Origin of the sequence: Brucella pecoris, assembly GCF_006376675.1 — a bacterium.
Taxonomy (GTDB): domain Bacteria; phylum Pseudomonadota; class Alphaproteobacteria; order Rhizobiales; family Rhizobiaceae; genus Brucella; species Brucella pecoris.
Map to the genome: position 1 here is coordinate 35,874 of NZ_VEWK01000013.1, position 14,154 is coordinate 50,027.

The window sequence follows — 14,154 nt, forward strand, 5'->3', positions numbered from 1 at the left end:
GCGGTTTGCAGTTTGGTTCTGTCGCAACAGTCCGCCGTAACGGACGTAATCTCTTAAAAACTTTAAGCTGCGTACTTTCTGACGGGATCAAGTACTGCAGCTTGCAAGGTTTTCTTTCGGATGTGGGGCCTATTGCAAAGAGTCACCGTCATTGCAAGGCCCTTGGGAACACAATTGCTGTTAAAAGCCCGGTTTTCCGGCTTTCCCACAGTAGGCAAACATGATTCAGCAAAAGATTTCAGTCTTTTGCTGCCAAAGCAACTTTCTATGCGCGATTTGCCGCAAGCCAGGTCGAATATTCCTGCATGGTGCGGTCGGCGATTGCCTGCATTGCGGAAGCCGGAACGACGCTCCATGAGTCTGCGGCCGCACCTGGAACTTTCTCCTGCCCCTGTATCCGGTGAAGACGGTTGCCGGAAGCGTCCAGCACGTCCCAGACGTAGAGCACAGTGGTCTGGTTATCTTCCGAAAGAACGGAGAAATAACCCTTCATGACATAAGCCGCACTTGGGTCGTTGTTGCCTGCAAGCTCGATGCCCTTCGCCTTGGCGTCATCATTCATACGATGAGTGAGGGGAGTCACCACATTCACAGGCGCGCCGACAATCGGAGCGATATGCAACTTGCCCGGCTTGAGCGCCGCACTGCGCTGCGGTGCCGCTGGTGCGGTCGTTGCGGGCGCTGTTCCGGTCGCAGCCGGGGTTGTTCCCGTGGGCTGGACAGGTGCTGTCCCTGTCGCCGGGGTGCCCGGTGTCGTCGCCGGTGCAGCAGTTTGACCGGAACTTTGATTGCTACCCTGTACGTTCAGAGCGGATTCGGTGCTGTTGCAGGCGGCAAGCAAGCTTGTAAGCACCCCGGCCAGCAACAACATCGTTGAAAGACGTGCCTTGTTCATGTTCGGCTTCATGCTCCTGAAGGCGCAGTTTCTCTGCGATAGGGCATTTTCAGTATGAAATAGTCTATCGATCTCTCCCGACGTGCATCTCACCCGAAAACTGCTTCGCACTTTTCGGGATGCACTTGTGGCAGTTTTATCGCCGATTGCGCCTCATTTGACAATCATATCAAGAGAATGGCGGGATAATGGCTGAGCCGCGCCATTTGTTGTGAGATAAGTCTGCCCCAGCGTCATCGCAGTCTGCGTATCGGAATCCGTGATGATCATATGCGCGAAAAGTGTCATATCCGGCTGGATGCTTTCCGGGTTTCCAGCATAAAACATCTGCGGGTCCATCCACGATGGCGTGAAGCGCGCACCCACCGAATAGCCGCAGGCATTGAGGCGGTGGCGGGTGAGGCCGTGCGCTTCCATGGTCCGGGCATGGGCGTCGAACACGTCGCCGAATGTCGAGGCGGGCGTCATTGCCGCTTCCACGGCTTCCAGTGCCTCACGTGCGGCTGCATAGAGCTCCAGATGATGTGTGGTCGGCTTCCCGACGATCAGCGTGCGCATCATTGGCGCGTGGTAATGCCGAAATACGCCCGACCATTCGAGCGTAAGCTGGTCGTTCTTGTTCAGCTTGCGCCGGCCGGATTTGTAGCGGCAGAGCAGGGCATCGTCGCCCGAGCCGATGATGTATTCATTTGCGGGGTAGTCGCCGTCACCAGCGAAATTGGCGCTCATCATCGCAGCCAGAATATCGGCCTCGTTCGCCCCGCCTTTGGTCAGCTTTATCGCGGCGTCGAGCGCATCGTCGCTGAGTTCGGCAGCGCGCTTGGCATAGGCGATTTCGGCAGGGCTTTTCAGCAGGCGCAGGCGATCCACCATGCCGGATGCGTCGTAAAGCTTGGCAAAGCTCTGCAACTGTTCATCGAGCTTGCGGGCATTGGCACCGGTGAGGCCGTGCGTCTGGTATTCGATCCCGATCCGGGTGCCGAGAAGGTCGAGTTCCGTCAGGATATTGCGCAGGTCGGAAGCCGGATTGGCATTGTCGCGGTCTGTCCAGACGACGATGTTCTCGATATTCGACGTGTGGCGCGCCTGCCGCAGATCGGCGGAACGCGTCATCAGGACCATCGAACCGTCGGCCTTCACGACGAGACACTGGAAAAAGCAGAAGCCGAACGTGTCATAGCCGGTCAGCCAGTACATGCTCTCCTGCGCGAACAGCAGAAGTGCATCCAGCTTTTCCTCCTCCATCTTCAAGATCAGACGGTCGCGACGTGCGGCGAATTCTTCCGGCTCGAAGTGAAGGGCCATGCGGTTCTCCCTATTCTTTGATGATGGCTATCGCTGCAATCTGGCGCCCGTAGTCGGGTTCGTTGCGATGAGTGGTGCGCCGGTAGGAATAGAACTGTTCCTCATCGGCATAGGTGCACTGGCGAAGGGATTCTGCCCGCACGCCAGCCTTTGTCAGCCGGTCGGTGATGAATGCCCACAGATCGAAAAGCTTGTGTTCCGGCTTATCGGAAGGCTGGAAATAGGCGGTGTAGGCAGAGTCCCTGCCGATAAATTCCGCGTAGAATTCCGGTCCGACTTCGTAGTTTTTGGGTCCGATGGTCGGGCCGAGAACGGCAACGATATTCTCGCGCTTTGCACCGAGGCCGATCATGGCTTCAACGGTGTTCTCGAGCACACCGCCGAAAGCGCCGCGCCATCCGGCATGGGCGGAGCCGATGACTCCCGCTTCATGATCGGCAAAAAGCACTGGCCCGCAGTCGGCAGACAGGGCGCCAATGGCGATGCCGGGAACATTTGTCACCATGGCATCAGCCTTCGGACGCGGGGCGCCGAACGGTTCGGTGACATGGAGGACATCGGGCGAATGAACCTGATGCACGGTCATGAGATGATCGGGTGCAACGCCAAGGCTTTCCGCTACACGACGGCGATTCTCGGCAACCTTTTCCGGCACATCGTTTGAACCGCTTCCAACATTCAAGCCCATATAGATGCCATCGGAAACGCCGCCCTTGCGGGTGAAAAAGCCATGCGCAATCCGCTTCCCGTTCTGTCCGACGGGCTTTTCAAGGAGAGGCGAGCGGAGCGGTTGCGGCATATCTGTCATCTTGCTGACTTTCGTAAACGGCGGGATGGTGGGGGAGGTCTGTTGGCTTGTCAATCGCTGCTTTTTGAAGGCCAGGGCATTACGTGGCCTCGAAAGGATAGAGGCGCGTCTGCCGGTCACTCAATGCGAGAACCTTGAACAAGGTTCCCATTTGATCGGGTGCGGCCAGTCTTTCGACGTCCTGCCGGATTTTCTCTTGAAACGCAGAATCCTTGCCCGAACCGAGTTTTCCGGCGCGATCGAGAAGGCCCATTGCGAGTAGAAACTCGCCTTGCGTCATCGTTCCGGTTTTGCAGCCGCTGGCCCGTGCGGTCTTCTCCAGACTATCGAAATCGACATGGCTGGTCAGATCGGCTTCGCCCGGATGGCCGAACACATCGTCGTAAGCATGTTTAAGCATGGCTTGCAGCGTATCGCCGAAACCGGCTTTCAGATGGCCGTAGTCGATATTGAGCGCCGCGCCGCGTGTGGTCGCGATACGACTAGCAATTTCCTGTATCAAGGCCGTGCGCGCCGGAGCCGCTTCAAAGATAGCGCCTTCGGGTGCTTCCGCATGGCTTGCAGGTAAAAGTGCCGGATCAATGCCGCCCAGTCCGCTGACGAAATGGAACTCATCCTTTTCATTGAGCGCGATCATCCGTTCGACAAAGCGGCCACCGGCCTTAACGAACTGCCGGAACGGAATCGCATCGAACAGCTCATTGGTGACGAGGATCAGTGGCCTGTTGGCAGTTTCGGTGGAAATATCGGCGAAGCGTTCGAACCAGTCGATCTTCGCCCCGGCATCGGACAGCTTTTCCTTTTGCCTTTCGACAAGGCGCGGGCTGGTTTCGACCATGGCAACACGCATCTGGCCCAGCATTTGCGGGGCAAGCCTGCCGATGGTGCGCAGCATGTCGCTCATCAGTGTGCCGCGACCGGGGCCGATTTCGCACAGCACGATATTGTCCGGGCGTCCGAGCGCATCCCATTCGCTGACGCACCAGATACCGATCAGTTCGCCGAACATCTGGCTCACTTCCGGCGCGGTGATGAAATCGCCGTCACGCCCAAAAGGTTCGCGGGTCGTATAATAGCCCGCTTCGCGATCACCGAGGCAGGCTGCCATATAATCGGCAACGCTGATCGGTCCGGTGCTGGCGATCAACCGTTTCAGCCGGTCTTTCAGCGTTGCTTCAGGCATCTTTCGCCGCTGCACGGTTGGCGCGCCACATGGCCCAAAGCCCGATCAGCACCATTGGCACCGAAAGAACCATGCCCATGGTAAGCCACCCGCCGAAGAGATAGCCGAGCTGGGCATCCGGCTCGCGGAAGAATTCGACGACGATGCGGCTGAGACCATAGCCTGTGACGAAAGCACCAGCGATGAAGCCCGGCTTCTTCAGTTTGCGCCCGACCCAGACCAGCAGGAACAGCACGAAGAAGAGCACAAGGCCCTCAAGAAAAGCTTCGTAAAGCTGGCTCGGATGGCGCGGCAGCGGGCCGCCATTGGGGAAATAAACTGCCCATGGCACATCGCTGACACGGCCCCACAGTTCCGAGTTGATGAAATTCGCAACACGCACCACGCCAAGTCCGACCGGAACACCGGCGGCAATCGTGTCGAACATGCTCCAGACCTTGATGCCGCGCGAGCGGGCAAAAAGGATCATGGCGAGCGTAGTGCCGAGAATGCCGCCATGAAACGACATGCCGCCATCCCAGACAGCCGGAATGGCAAGCGGGTTGGAGATATAATAGGAGAAATTATAGAAGAGCACGTAGCCGATGCGTCCGCCGAGCACCACGCCGAGCGCTGCCCAGATCACGAAATCATCGAGAGCTTCCGGTGCCATTGGCGGCTGGTTGTGTGCCCAGAGGCGATGACTGCGCAGAAGCTTTTTGCCATACCACCAGGCAAACATGATGCCCACGACATAGCCAAGGCCGTACCAGTGCACTGCCAGCGGCCCGATCTGGAAAATCACCGGATCGATATTTGGGAAGGCGAGCGCCGATGCGGGCAGCAACGTCTCAATCATGAAATCACTCCGTTTTGTGACGGAACATGCTGGACCGGCCCGTTATGGTCAAGCTGTTCCCGTCTGCTGCAAATCGCATTTTCGGCGCTTCCGGTGCTCGTGTACCCTTAAGGTAACCTTAAGTACATTCGCCTGCGGTTCCTGCGGGCGGCTATTTTCGCGACGTCCATGATTATTGCTTCAGATGCGCGGAACCCGATCACTTTCTATAGCTGCGCTTGCATCGGAACTGAGACGGCCCTATTTCAAATCTATGTTTTCAACAGGTCTTACCTGGAAATAAGGAATGATTGCCATGACCAGCGGACAGAACCGGGTTCTCGATGAACTTGCCAAGCTTGTGACGGATGCGGCGGGCGCTGCGCAGGGCGTGCGCCGTGAAGTGGAAACGGCGTTGCGTTCGCAAGGAGAACGCGTGCTGAACACGCTCGACGTGGTGCAGCGCGAAGACTTCGAAGCCGTTCGCGAAATGGCGATCAAGGCGCGGGCGGAAAACAGCGCGTTGCTGGCAAGAATCGAAGCTCTCGAAGCACGTCTTGCCAAATTCGAAGTTGATTCTGATGCCAAATCGGCGAAATCAGCTTCATCTTCGGCGAAATCCAAAAATAATCCCTGAATATTTATTAACAGGCCGCAAGTGGCAAAAACCCTTGTCTTAGAGTCGGTTAAGGCAAGGGTCGCGGTCGGTCCCTCATATATTTCCACATGCTTTCACGGCTCTTTGTTCAAAAGGGGCTAGCGTTCAGATTCAGCATCAATAGACTGAAAACACTACATGATTCGTAACGCGGTCATGTAGGCGGCGGCGAGGGGCTTAGTGTCAGGTTTCGCGTCTTTCAGGCTGCTTTCCAGTATCAGTTGCGTATGTGCGTGTGCCATTGAGGCGCTTGCATGCCGTTGTGCATGCCGGTTCCTCAACCGATCAATTCGTGTCTGTTTTCCTGCGCTTGTTCTTGCGCGGTGGCTGGCACGGGCGAGCAATGACTTGCGCGCCGGGAATTAGGAAGCATCTGGGGGCAGATGGTTCCCAGAACAGGAAACGGACATGAGCCTTCTTGAGCTTGAATTCGCACGTGAGGCACATCCGGTGGATGTGATCGAACAGGTCGCGCATTCAAACGACTGGACGTTCGAGCGGACTGGCGACGACGAAATCGCAATCTCGGTTGCGGGCAACTGGACTGACTATCACATCTCGTTTTCCTGGATGGAGGATTTCGAGGCACTGCATCTGGCCTGCGCATTCGACATCAAGGTGGCCGAGCCACGTGTGAACGAAGTGATGCGCCTGCTGTCGCTCATCAATGAAAAGCTTCTGATGGGGCATTTCGATCTCTGGCAGCAGGAAGGCGCGATCATGTATCGCCAGTCGCTGCTGCTGGCAGGCGGTGCGGAACCGACGAGCCGTCAGGTGGAAGTGCTGCTGTCGGCAGCGCTGGAAGCTTGCGAAGCCTATTTCCAGGCCTTCCAGTTTGTGGTCTGGTCGGGTGTTACGGCGCGCGAGGCGCTGGAATGCGTGGTGTTCGAGACCGTCGGTCGCGCGTGAGCGCGGATATTATCTGAATTTTGGCCCGGCGCTCGCGCCGGGTTTTCTGCGAGGCCGGGAATGAGGGCCGGGGAGTGAAAGAATGAGCGAAGCAGCCACCATCACCTGGGCAGATTTCGAAAAGGTCGATATCCGCAGCGGAACCATCGTGGAAGCCGTGCCATTTCCCGAAGCGCGCAAGCCAGCCTTCAAGCTGAAGATCGATTTCGGCGAAAAGATCGGTGTCAAGAAGTCCTCGGCCCAGATCACCAAGCACTACACGCCGGAGCAACTCATCGGCAAACAGATCATGGCCGTGGTGAATTTCCCGCCACGCCAGATCGGCCCCTTCATGTCGGAAGTGCTGACACTCGGCATGCCGGATGAAGACGGCGAAGTGGTTCTCGCGGCAATAGACAAGCCCGTGCCGAACGGTGGCAAGCTTTATTAACAGCGCGACGGCTTCAGATTGAACGCGCCGCGGCATCCGTCACCCTTTTCCCTCATCCTGAGCTTGTCGAAGGATCGAAGGACGAGGGAGAACGAAAGGTGCCTGCCCTGATCCTTCGAGACGGCTCCTTCGCAAGCTCAGGAACCTCCTCAGGATGAGGGGGAGGCGTTGTTGTGCTCCATGCGATGATCGCGATGAATCAAAACGATCTTGGAAAAGAAAACGGCCCCGGACGCTGGATGCGCAGGGTTCGTTCTTCAAGCCGGAATATGAATGGTGGCGCGCAGGCCGCCGGTCGGGGCGTCTTCCAGTGTAATGTCGCCACCGTGGCTGCGTGCAATATCGCGTGCAATGGCAAGCCCCAGCCCGCCGGTGCCACCTGAATCCTGCGTTCGTGCTTCATCCAGCCGGACGAAAGGCTTGAAGACGTCCTCACGGCGATCTTCCGGAATGCCGGGCCCGTCATCATCCACGACGACCTTCAGCCAGCCATCCTCATGCGAAATCGAAAGCTCGACATTCTGCGCGTGACGGAAGGCATTCGATACGAGATTACTGACCAGGCGCGAGAAGGCGTTCGGGCGCACATGGACCTCGCTGTCGCCCTCAATATGATATTTGAAACCACGTTCGCGCAGACGTGCCTCGTGCTCCAGTTTCTCGCAAAGCCTGGTGACGTCATAGCTTGCCGTTTCTTCCGAACCTTCGCCGCGCGCAAAGGCGAGATAGCCTTCAAGCATGGTCTGCATGTCGGCGATGTCCTGATTGAGCGGCTCGGTGTCGATCGAATGGCCAGTCAGTGCAAGCTGCAGCTTGAAGCGGGTCAGGATGGTGCGCAGATCGTGGCTGACGCCGGACAGCATGGCAGTGCGCTGCTCGATCTGGCGCTCGATGCGCGAGCGCATCTGGACGAAGGCAATGCCTGCACGGCGCACTTCCTCGGCCCCGCGCGGATGAAAACCTTCCGGCATCGGGCGCCCCTTGCCGAAACTTTCTGCCGCTTCGGCAAGTTGCTGGATCGGCTTGATCTGGTTGCGCAGGAAGGCGATGGCGATAATCAGCAGAACAAGCGCGGTGCCGACCATCCATGTCAGGAAGATGCCCGTATTGGACGCATAGGCCTGACTGCGCCGGGCAAAGACGCGCAACACCTTGTCCTCAAGCTTGATCCGGATTTCGATGAGATCGGAATCGCCAACGGTATCCACCCAGAAGGGACGATTGATCTGACGGGTAATCTCTTCACTGAGGAAGTAATCGAGAATGGCGAAAAAGGGTTTTGGTCCAGGCGGCGGCAGCGGATCGGGCGGCAGGATCGAAATGTTCAGCGCCAGCCGCTGCTGCGCGATGCGGATGAGATTGTCGTAGCCCGGTTCCTGCGGATAGGTTTCAAGAATGTCGATGATGCCCGCAATATCGCGCACAACGGCGGTCGACAGTCGTTCGGTCACCATCTGCCAATGACGCTCCATGAACACATAGGCGATCACGGATTGGAGCAGAACCATCGGGGCTATGATGATGATGAGCGACCGCGCATAAAGCCCCTTCGGCATGATGCGCGCCAACCAGCGGGAGAATTTTCTCAAGGGCGATTTCATCGTGTTAAAACGTCCCTAAGGCCGCACGGTTGCGTTTTCCATGAACAACATTGCGCCTGTACCTTCTGTACACGTCGCCCTGCGTTTTGAGAAAACACCATTTTCTGATCGCGATATTCCTGATTGCCGATGATTGCTATTCGATGCTGAGCTTGTAGCCGATACCGCGCACGGTCTGGAGCCAGACCGGATTGGCTGGGTCCTGCTCAATCTTGCGGCGCAGGCGATTGATCTGGACGTCGATCGTGCGCTCACCGACATCGCCGTCCTGACCGGTCAGCTCGTGGCGGGGGATGGTTTCACCGGCACGCTCGGCGAAGATCGCCATGATGTCCTGTTCACGATCAGTCAGCTTGATCGTCTCTGTTCTTTTCTTCAATTCGCGACGCGGAATGAAGAACGTGTAAGGCCCGAAGACGATTTGCTCGATCTTTGGCTGTGCAGGCGGCGCACCGCGACGCAGAATGTTATTGATGCGCAGCGTCAGCTCGCGGGGATCGAACGGCTTGGGCAGATAATCGTCCGCACCGGCAGACAGGCCGTCAATGCGACTGTCGGTCTCCGACAGGGCCGTAAGCATGAGAATCGGCACATTCTTCTGCTCGCGCAAAGAGCGCGTCAGCGAAACGCCGGTTTCGCCCGGCATCATGACGTCGAGGATCAAAAGGTCGAAGTCGATGCCTTCCAGCTTGCGGCGCGCTTCGGCAGCACTTCCAGCAATAGTGACACGGAATCCGCTATTGGTCAGATATTGCGAGAGAAGGCTGCGGATACGCGTGTCATCGTCAACAACGAGGAGATGCGGCGCGTCGTCCGAGAGCGTCTTTTCTTCTTCTGCAGCCATGGCGTCTTTCGATCCCATTCCGTTCCAATTCGACTATGACGCAAGATGCGTCGGACGGCATATTACTCACTGGAATGCGGCACGTCCATTCACTGCCTGCACGGAAGCGTTTTTGTACAAGCACTTACTGCTACTTTACGTAACACTTCCTCTCAACCTTGCCGGGCGGAGCTGTCTTCTGCGGAAAACTCGTCGATTTGCGTCCGCCGCTCGGGATTGACCATATTATAGAGGAAGCGTTCGATGACTTGGCGGTCCTGCGGACCGCAGTCTTCCAGTGCACGTGCGATGCGCCGCGACTGTGGAAGGGCCAGCGCAAGCGTGAGCTGGCGACCGCTCTTGGTCGGATAAAGCTTGCGGTGGCGGCGGTCATGCAGACCGGTGGCCTGAACGACATGGCCGGTATCGATCAGTTGTTTGAGCACGCGCGACAGGCTCTGCTTGGTGATCCGCAAAACCTCCAGCAGTTCCGCAACGGTCATGCCGGGTTTCCGGTTGATGAAGTAGAGAACACGGTGATGTGCCCGCCCGAATCCGATCTTTTCCAGAATAAGATCAGGGTCGGCGGTAAAATCGCGATAGGAAAAAAACAGAAGTTCGATCACGTTGAGATCGGCCGCCTCCTCAGCCGTCAACGGATTGCTTATATAATTCATATCGTTCGTCGAATTCACATCTGTGCTCCGTTCTGTCGCGTTAAATATGTCAGCATTATTGACATAATTCAATCGCCCAGATAATTTTCGATAAGCGTGAGCTGGATTTTTGGAATAATGTTTGCGTTGATGCATGCAAGGAGGAAGAATAATTGCGCCGACTGGCTTCCTGCCGCCGTCCCGAAAGGAAGGTGACAGGATCGGATTGTCGCAAGATTTCGTCCCTATGGAGGATTTATTTTCTTTCCATGCATGCTCCGCCTGGGATTCGCGCAATATGTTTGCGTGACATCAAAGCATTTTGAACAAAAAGGCCAGCGGTTACGCCGGAAAAGGTGACCGTCACACCAGTTATATCGATTTAACTGGGGAAGACGGGTTGCGGAGACGCTTGCCCGATCTGAAATCGACCTGAAACTGGCCGGAAACCAGATCGAGACAGCGCCGCGAGAAAAACTAAGGAGCAAGAAAATGGCCGCGATTCCATTCGATCAACGGGACGGATTCATCTGGTTGGACGGAGAATTCGTCGATTGGAAAGATGCGAAAATCCACGTGCTGACACATGGCCTGCATTATGCGAGCGCCGTGTTTGAAGGCGAGCGCGCCTATGGCGGCGAGATATTCAAGCTTAATGAGCATACCGAACGCCTGCACGATTCTGCGCGCATTCTCGGCTTCGAGATTCCTTTCAGCGTTGCTGAAATCAATGATGCCTGCCGCGAGCTTCTGAAGAAGCAGGGTTTTGAAGATGCCTATGTGCGTCCGATTGCCTGGCGCGGTTCGGAAACGCTGGGCGTCTCGGCGCAGAACAACCGCATTCATCTTGCCATCGCCATCTGGCAGTGGCCAAGCTATTTCTCGCCCGAAGAAAAGATGAAGGGTATCCGGCTCGATATTGCTGAATATTGCCGCCCGGACCCGCGCACCGCGCCTTCGCGGTCGAAGGCTGCCGGTCTCTACATGATCTGCACGATCTCCAAACATGCCGCCGAAGCCAAGGGCTACGCCGATGCATTGATGCTCGACTGGCGCGGGCAGGTTGCGGAAGCAACTGGTGCTAACGTCTTCTTCGTGAAGGACGGAGCACTGCATACGCCGAAGCCTGACTGCTTCCTTGACGGTATTACGCGCCGGACGATCATTGATCTTGCCAAGCGCCGCGGTATCGAAGTCATCGAGCGGGCAATCATGCCGGAAGAACTTGCCGGTTTCTCTGAATGCTTCTTGTGCGGAACAGCAGCGGAAGTGACGCCGGTGTCCGAGATCGGCCAATACCGTTTCAAGCCTTCCGAAATTACAAATGTTCTAATGAATGACTATTCTGCAGAAGTTCAGCCAAAGCGAGTGGCAGCAGAGTAACTGAGTTTTAAACAGAAAAAGAGCGGCCTTCGGGCCGCTTTTTTGTTATTCCGTCGCTTATTGTTTGACATTCCCTAGTTTAGGCACAAGATTTTTTTGCCGGAGTCGCGCTATTCCGGTTTAAAACTCAGATGGGGTGACGGTTATGGAATCTCTACTACCTATCATTCTCCAGCTTGTGGCTGGCGCTGTTGGCGGCAACATCGCAGGCGCAGTCAAGAATATCAGTCTGGGCACCACGGGTAACACGGTGGCAGGCGGTATCGGTGGTGTCATCCTCGGCCAACTGCTTCCGATGTTGACCGGCGGCGGTCTTGATTCCGCCCTAAGCGGTATCGTTGGACAGTTGGCAGGCGGCGGTGTTGGCGGTATCGTGCTTACGGCCGTTGTCGGCTTGATCAAGAACGCGATGGCCGCCAAGGCTTGACGCACGAGCGCATGTCTCCCGAAAGTGGAAACCGGTTTCGGGATAAAGACATGCGTAAAAGCAAATGAATAGAGCGCCGATCTGGTTCAATCAGACCGAAACGCGCTCTACAGACTGCATGGTTGTGGGGACAACCGGTGAGACGAACTGTCAGAGTGCATTCCGCAGACCGTGAAACGGTCTTCGGGGGAAGTGCTTTGGACAATCCTGGAGAGGGAAAACGGGCGGCGTTCAGCCGCCCGTATTTATTTAGAGCGCCTATCTTTTCCGAAAACCGCTTCGCACTTTTGCTGGAATTGTACTATCTGTGTGTCAGAAAGTGCTTTCCTGACTGCTATTTATTCGAGTGGAGTAAGACCATGGGGCAATTGCAGGCCATCATCGTTCCCGTCACGCCGTTCCAGCAAAACTGCACCATCCTTTTCGATAGTGAGACCAAGAAGGGGGTGGTGATCGATCCGGGCGGTGACCTCGATCGCATTCGGGAGGCGATTGAATCTCAGGGGGTCGACGTCGAGGCGATCTGGATCACGCATGGTCATATCGATCATGCGGCTGCAGCCCTCGACCTCAAGGAAGCTCTGAATGTGGACATTATCGGCCCCCATAAGGACGACAAATTCCTGCTCGATAATCTTGAAGCGACCGGCCTGAAATATGGCATCACAGAAGGCGTGCGCAATGTCACGCCAGATCGCTGGCTGAATGAGGGGGACAAGGTTTCCGTTGCCGGTCACGAATTCGATGTCTTCCATACACCCGGTCACGCGCCGGGGCATGTCGTGTTCTTCAGCCCCGAAGCGCGGTTTGCGATTGTCGGTGACGTGCTTTTTAACGGTTCGGTCGGGCGAACCGATCTGCCGGGCGGCGATCACGCGGCGCTGATTCGCTCAATCAAGGAAAAGTTGCTGCCGCTCGGCGACGATATCGGTTTCATCTGCGGACATGGTCCCGGCGGACGGTTCGGTGAGGAGCGGCGCTCCAATCCGTTTCTGACCGACGTGGGATATGCCTGATTATAATGAAGAAAGCCGCCTTTGAAGGCGGCTTTTTATATTGAACTCCGGCTTTAATTCGCAGAGCAGAAGTGGTCGCGTCCGTCATAACCGCGATAGGTGCCGGTATTCGGATTGAATGACCGGTAACGGTCGGAACAATACTGATACCAGCCGCGGCTCCATGGCTCATAGCTTGAGCGATAATAGGTCACCTGGCGCGCCGGGGCCGCCGGGTAGTAGGCAGGCGGCGGCGGAGGCGGCGCATAAACCGGGGCAGGCTGCACATAGGTCGGCTGCGGCTGGCTCAGCGCGCTGCCGATGAGGGCGCCTGCTGCCAGGCCGATCACACCTGCGGCGACAGCGTCGCCATTGTTGTGATGCCGACCACGATAATAGGGACGGTCCCAGCCACCGCGATCCCAACCATGACGACCCCAGGAATCTGCCGATGCTGTTGCAAGCGGTGCGGCAACTGCCGCGAGGGATGCCGCTGCCAGGATGGCTGTTTTCGCAAATCGGTTCATTGTTCGCTCCTTCAGAAGCTCGACTGTAATTTCTCCGATACGTCTGCCTATCGGGCGCAGACGTATCGTTTATGAATAACTGATTAACTCTTTCGACATGAATGGAGGCTGAACAATGGTGAAGGGCGACGGAAAGCTGTCAGTTTCCGGTCAATTACATGCAGTATCTGTAATATTTCGCGCCTGAATTGCTGGCCATTTATCGGCGATGAAGGGCAATAAAAAACCCCGGCAGAAGCCGGGGCAAAAGGTAGGTTCTTTTATGAACGATCAACCGGTAACGGTAATGTTCACAGCCTTGGGGCCTTTGCCGCGACGATCCGGTTCCGTCTCGTAGGAAACCTTCTGATTGTCTGCGAGGCCAGTGAGGCCAGAAGCCTGTACGGCAGAGATATGTACGAAGATGTCAGCGCCACCATCGTCCGGCTTGATAAAACCGAAGCCTTTTTCGGTATTGAAGAATTTGACCAGTCCGGTCTGTGCCATTGGATCCGTTCCTTTTCCTTGGCGCCACTGCTCTTGTGGGAGACAGTGGTATTACAAATTCTGCCAAGCGCACCACACACCCGGCAGAGGGTTATGCAGGCAGTTCTCGACATTGGGAAGGAACCGATCATTGCCGAAGGGGAGCCTTCGACCCGGAACTTATAGCGGCCCCGGCACGCCGTTCTTCCAGTCTTCCATTTGTTCGCTAAGTGCCCGAACAGGTGGAGACTGATCTATGATGCGGTATTTGG

Annotated in this window: 16 protein-coding genes; 6 read left to right on the plus strand and 10 right to left on the minus strand. The window is 56.5% G+C overall.

The window, feature by feature from the left end; translation table 11 throughout:
* Positions 1–265 precede the first annotated feature (265 nt).
* The 5 genes from FIB18_RS20215 to lgt all read right to left on the minus strand — a co-directional run bounded on the left by FIB18_RS20215 (position 266) and on the right by lgt (position 5,029).
* On the minus strand, positions 266–907 hold the full coding sequence (locus FIB18_RS20215; RefSeq protein WP_140022422.1) for a hypothetical protein: 642 nt from the start codon (positions 905–907) through the stop codon (positions 266–268).
* 141 nt (positions 908–1,048) lie between these two features.
* On the minus strand, positions 1,049–2,200 hold the full coding sequence (locus FIB18_RS20220; protein ID WP_140022423.1) for a M24 family metallopeptidase: 1,152 nt from the start codon (positions 2,198–2,200) through the stop codon (positions 1,049–1,051).
* A 10-nt stretch (positions 2,201–2,210) separates the two neighbouring features.
* Positions 2,211–3,008: a peptidoglycan editing factor PgeF gene (pgeF, locus tag FIB18_RS20225; RefSeq protein ID WP_140022424.1), complete on the minus strand. Its 798-nt coding sequence runs from the start codon at positions 3,006–3,008 to the stop codon at positions 2,211–2,213.
* Positions 3,009–3,087: 79 nt separating this feature from the next.
* Positions 3,088–4,191 carry a class I SAM-dependent methyltransferase gene (locus tag FIB18_RS20230; RefSeq protein WP_140022425.1) on the minus strand — a complete coding sequence of 368 codons (1,104 nt, stop codon included), beginning with the start codon at positions 4,189–4,191 and terminating at the stop codon, positions 3,088–3,090.
* Positions 4,184–5,029, minus strand: coding sequence for a prolipoprotein diacylglyceryl transferase (gene lgt, locus FIB18_RS20235; RefSeq protein ID WP_140022426.1), 846 nt, complete (start codon positions 5,027–5,029; stop codon positions 4,184–4,186). The genes FIB18_RS20230 and lgt overlap by 8 nt, the downstream gene beginning before the upstream one ends.
* Positions 5,030–5,324: 295 nt before the next feature.
* Here lgt and FIB18_RS20240 point away from each other — a divergent pair, with 295 nt between their 5' ends.
* The 3 genes from FIB18_RS20240 (at position 5,325) to FIB18_RS20250 (ending at position 7,005) form a co-directional block, all read left to right on the plus strand.
* Entirely contained in the window at positions 5,325–5,645 is a 321-nt protein-coding gene (locus FIB18_RS20240) for an accessory factor UbiK family protein (protein WP_071633505.1), read from the plus strand.
* Between the two features lie 429 nt (positions 5,646–6,074).
* Positions 6,075–6,575, plus strand: coding sequence for a type III secretion system chaperone family protein (locus FIB18_RS20245; protein ID WP_010659627.1), 501 nt, complete (start codon positions 6,075–6,077; stop codon positions 6,573–6,575).
* A gap of 82 nt (positions 6,576–6,657) precedes the next feature.
* Complete coding sequence (locus FIB18_RS20250) at positions 6,658–7,005, plus strand: tRNA-binding protein (RefSeq protein ID WP_140022427.1); 348 nt, start codon at positions 6,658–6,660, stop codon at positions 7,003–7,005.
* Between the two features lie 257 nt (positions 7,006–7,262).
* Here FIB18_RS20250 and FIB18_RS20255 read toward each other — a convergent pair whose 3' ends face one another.
* The 3 genes from FIB18_RS20255 to FIB18_RS20265 form a co-directional block, all read right to left on the minus strand.
* Positions 7,263–8,606: an ATP-binding protein gene (locus FIB18_RS20255; protein ID WP_140022428.1), complete on the minus strand. Its 1,344-nt coding sequence runs from the start codon at positions 8,604–8,606 to the stop codon at positions 7,263–7,265.
* Between the two features lie 136 nt (positions 8,607–8,742).
* Positions 8,743–9,450 (minus strand): response regulator, encoded by a 708-nt coding sequence (locus tag FIB18_RS20260; RefSeq protein WP_140022429.1) that lies wholly within the window; start codon positions 9,448–9,450, stop codon positions 8,743–8,745.
* A gap of 152 nt (positions 9,451–9,602) precedes the next feature.
* A complete protein-coding gene (locus FIB18_RS20265) occupies positions 9,603–10,124 on the minus strand; it encodes a MarR family winged helix-turn-helix transcriptional regulator (RefSeq protein WP_140022430.1) in 522 nt (173 codons plus the stop codon).
* A gap of 453 nt (positions 10,125–10,577) precedes the next feature.
* On the opposite strand from FIB18_RS20265, the gene FIB18_RS20270 reads away from it, so the two are divergent.
* The 3 genes from FIB18_RS20270 to FIB18_RS20280 all read left to right on the plus strand — a co-directional run bounded on the left by FIB18_RS20270 (position 10,578) and on the right by FIB18_RS20280 (position 12,911).
* Positions 10,578–11,468 (plus strand): branched-chain amino acid aminotransferase, encoded by an 891-nt coding sequence (locus FIB18_RS20270; RefSeq protein ID WP_140022431.1) that lies wholly within the window; start codon positions 10,578–10,580, stop codon positions 11,466–11,468.
* 145 nt (positions 11,469–11,613) lie between these two features.
* Positions 11,614–11,895, plus strand: coding sequence for a hypothetical protein (locus tag FIB18_RS20275; RefSeq protein ID WP_140022432.1), 282 nt, complete (start codon positions 11,614–11,616; stop codon positions 11,893–11,895).
* A 359-nt stretch (positions 11,896–12,254) separates the two neighbouring features.
* A complete protein-coding gene (locus tag FIB18_RS20280; RefSeq protein ID WP_140022433.1) occupies positions 12,255–12,911 on the plus strand; it encodes an MBL fold metallo-hydrolase in 657 nt (218 codons plus the stop codon).
* A 53-nt stretch (positions 12,912–12,964) separates the two neighbouring features.
* On the opposite strand, the gene FIB18_RS20285 is transcribed toward FIB18_RS20280, so the two are convergent.
* Positions 12,965–13,417, minus strand: coding sequence for a BA14K family protein (locus FIB18_RS20285; protein ID WP_140022434.1), 453 nt, complete (start codon positions 13,415–13,417; stop codon positions 12,965–12,967).
* Positions 13,418–13,687: 270 nt separating this feature from the next.
* Positions 13,688–13,903: a cold-shock protein gene (locus FIB18_RS20290; RefSeq protein ID WP_010659637.1), complete on the minus strand. Its 216-nt coding sequence runs from the start codon at positions 13,901–13,903 to the stop codon at positions 13,688–13,690.
* Positions 13,904–14,154 lie beyond the last annotated feature (251 nt).

What these genes read in the sequence shown, in the direction of transcription:
- FIB18_RS20215 (WP_140022422.1), bottom strand. Translation starts at nt 907, where the DNA reads ATGAAGCCGAACATGAACAAGGCACGTCTTTCAACGATGTTGTTGCTG.
- FIB18_RS20220 (WP_140022423.1), bottom strand. Translation starts at nt 2,200, where the DNA reads ATGGCCCTTCACTTCGAGCCGGAAGAATTCGCCGCACGTCGCGACCGT.
- pgeF (WP_140022424.1), bottom strand. Translation starts at nt 3,008, where the DNA reads ATGACAGATATGCCGCAACCGCTCCGCTCGCCTCTCCTTGAAAAGCCC.
- FIB18_RS20230 (WP_140022425.1), bottom strand. Translation starts at nt 4,191, where the DNA reads ATGCCTGAAGCAACGCTGAAAGACCGGCTGAAACGGTTGATCGCCAGC.
- lgt (WP_140022426.1), bottom strand. Translation starts at nt 5,029, where the DNA reads ATGATTGAGACGTTGCTGCCCGCATCGGCGCTCGCCTTCCCAAATATC.
- FIB18_RS20240 (WP_071633505.1), top strand. Translation starts at nt 5,325, where the DNA reads ATGACCAGCGGACAGAACCGGGTTCTCGATGAACTTGCCAAGCTTGTG.
- FIB18_RS20245 (WP_010659627.1), top strand. Translation starts at nt 6,075, where the DNA reads ATGAGCCTTCTTGAGCTTGAATTCGCACGTGAGGCACATCCGGTGGAT.
- FIB18_RS20250 (WP_140022427.1), top strand. Translation starts at nt 6,658, where the DNA reads ATGAGCGAAGCAGCCACCATCACCTGGGCAGATTTCGAAAAGGTCGAT.
- FIB18_RS20255 (WP_140022428.1), bottom strand. Translation starts at nt 8,606, where the DNA reads ATGAAATCGCCCTTGAGAAAATTCTCCCGCTGGTTGGCGCGCATCATG.
- FIB18_RS20260 (WP_140022429.1), bottom strand. Translation starts at nt 9,450, where the DNA reads ATGGCTGCAGAAGAAGAAAAGACGCTCTCGGACGACGCGCCGCATCTC.
- FIB18_RS20270 (WP_140022431.1), top strand. Translation starts at nt 10,578, where the DNA reads ATGGCCGCGATTCCATTCGATCAACGGGACGGATTCATCTGGTTGGAC.
- FIB18_RS20275 (WP_140022432.1), top strand. Translation starts at nt 11,614, where the DNA reads ATGGAATCTCTACTACCTATCATTCTCCAGCTTGTGGCTGGCGCTGTT.
- FIB18_RS20280 (WP_140022433.1), top strand. Translation starts at nt 12,255, where the DNA reads ATGGGGCAATTGCAGGCCATCATCGTTCCCGTCACGCCGTTCCAGCAA.
- FIB18_RS20285 (WP_140022434.1), bottom strand. Translation starts at nt 13,417, where the DNA reads ATGAACCGATTTGCGAAAACAGCCATCCTGGCAGCGGCATCCCTCGCG.
- FIB18_RS20290 (WP_010659637.1), bottom strand. Translation starts at nt 13,903, where the DNA reads ATGGCACAGACCGGACTGGTCAAATTCTTCAATACCGAAAAAGGCTTC.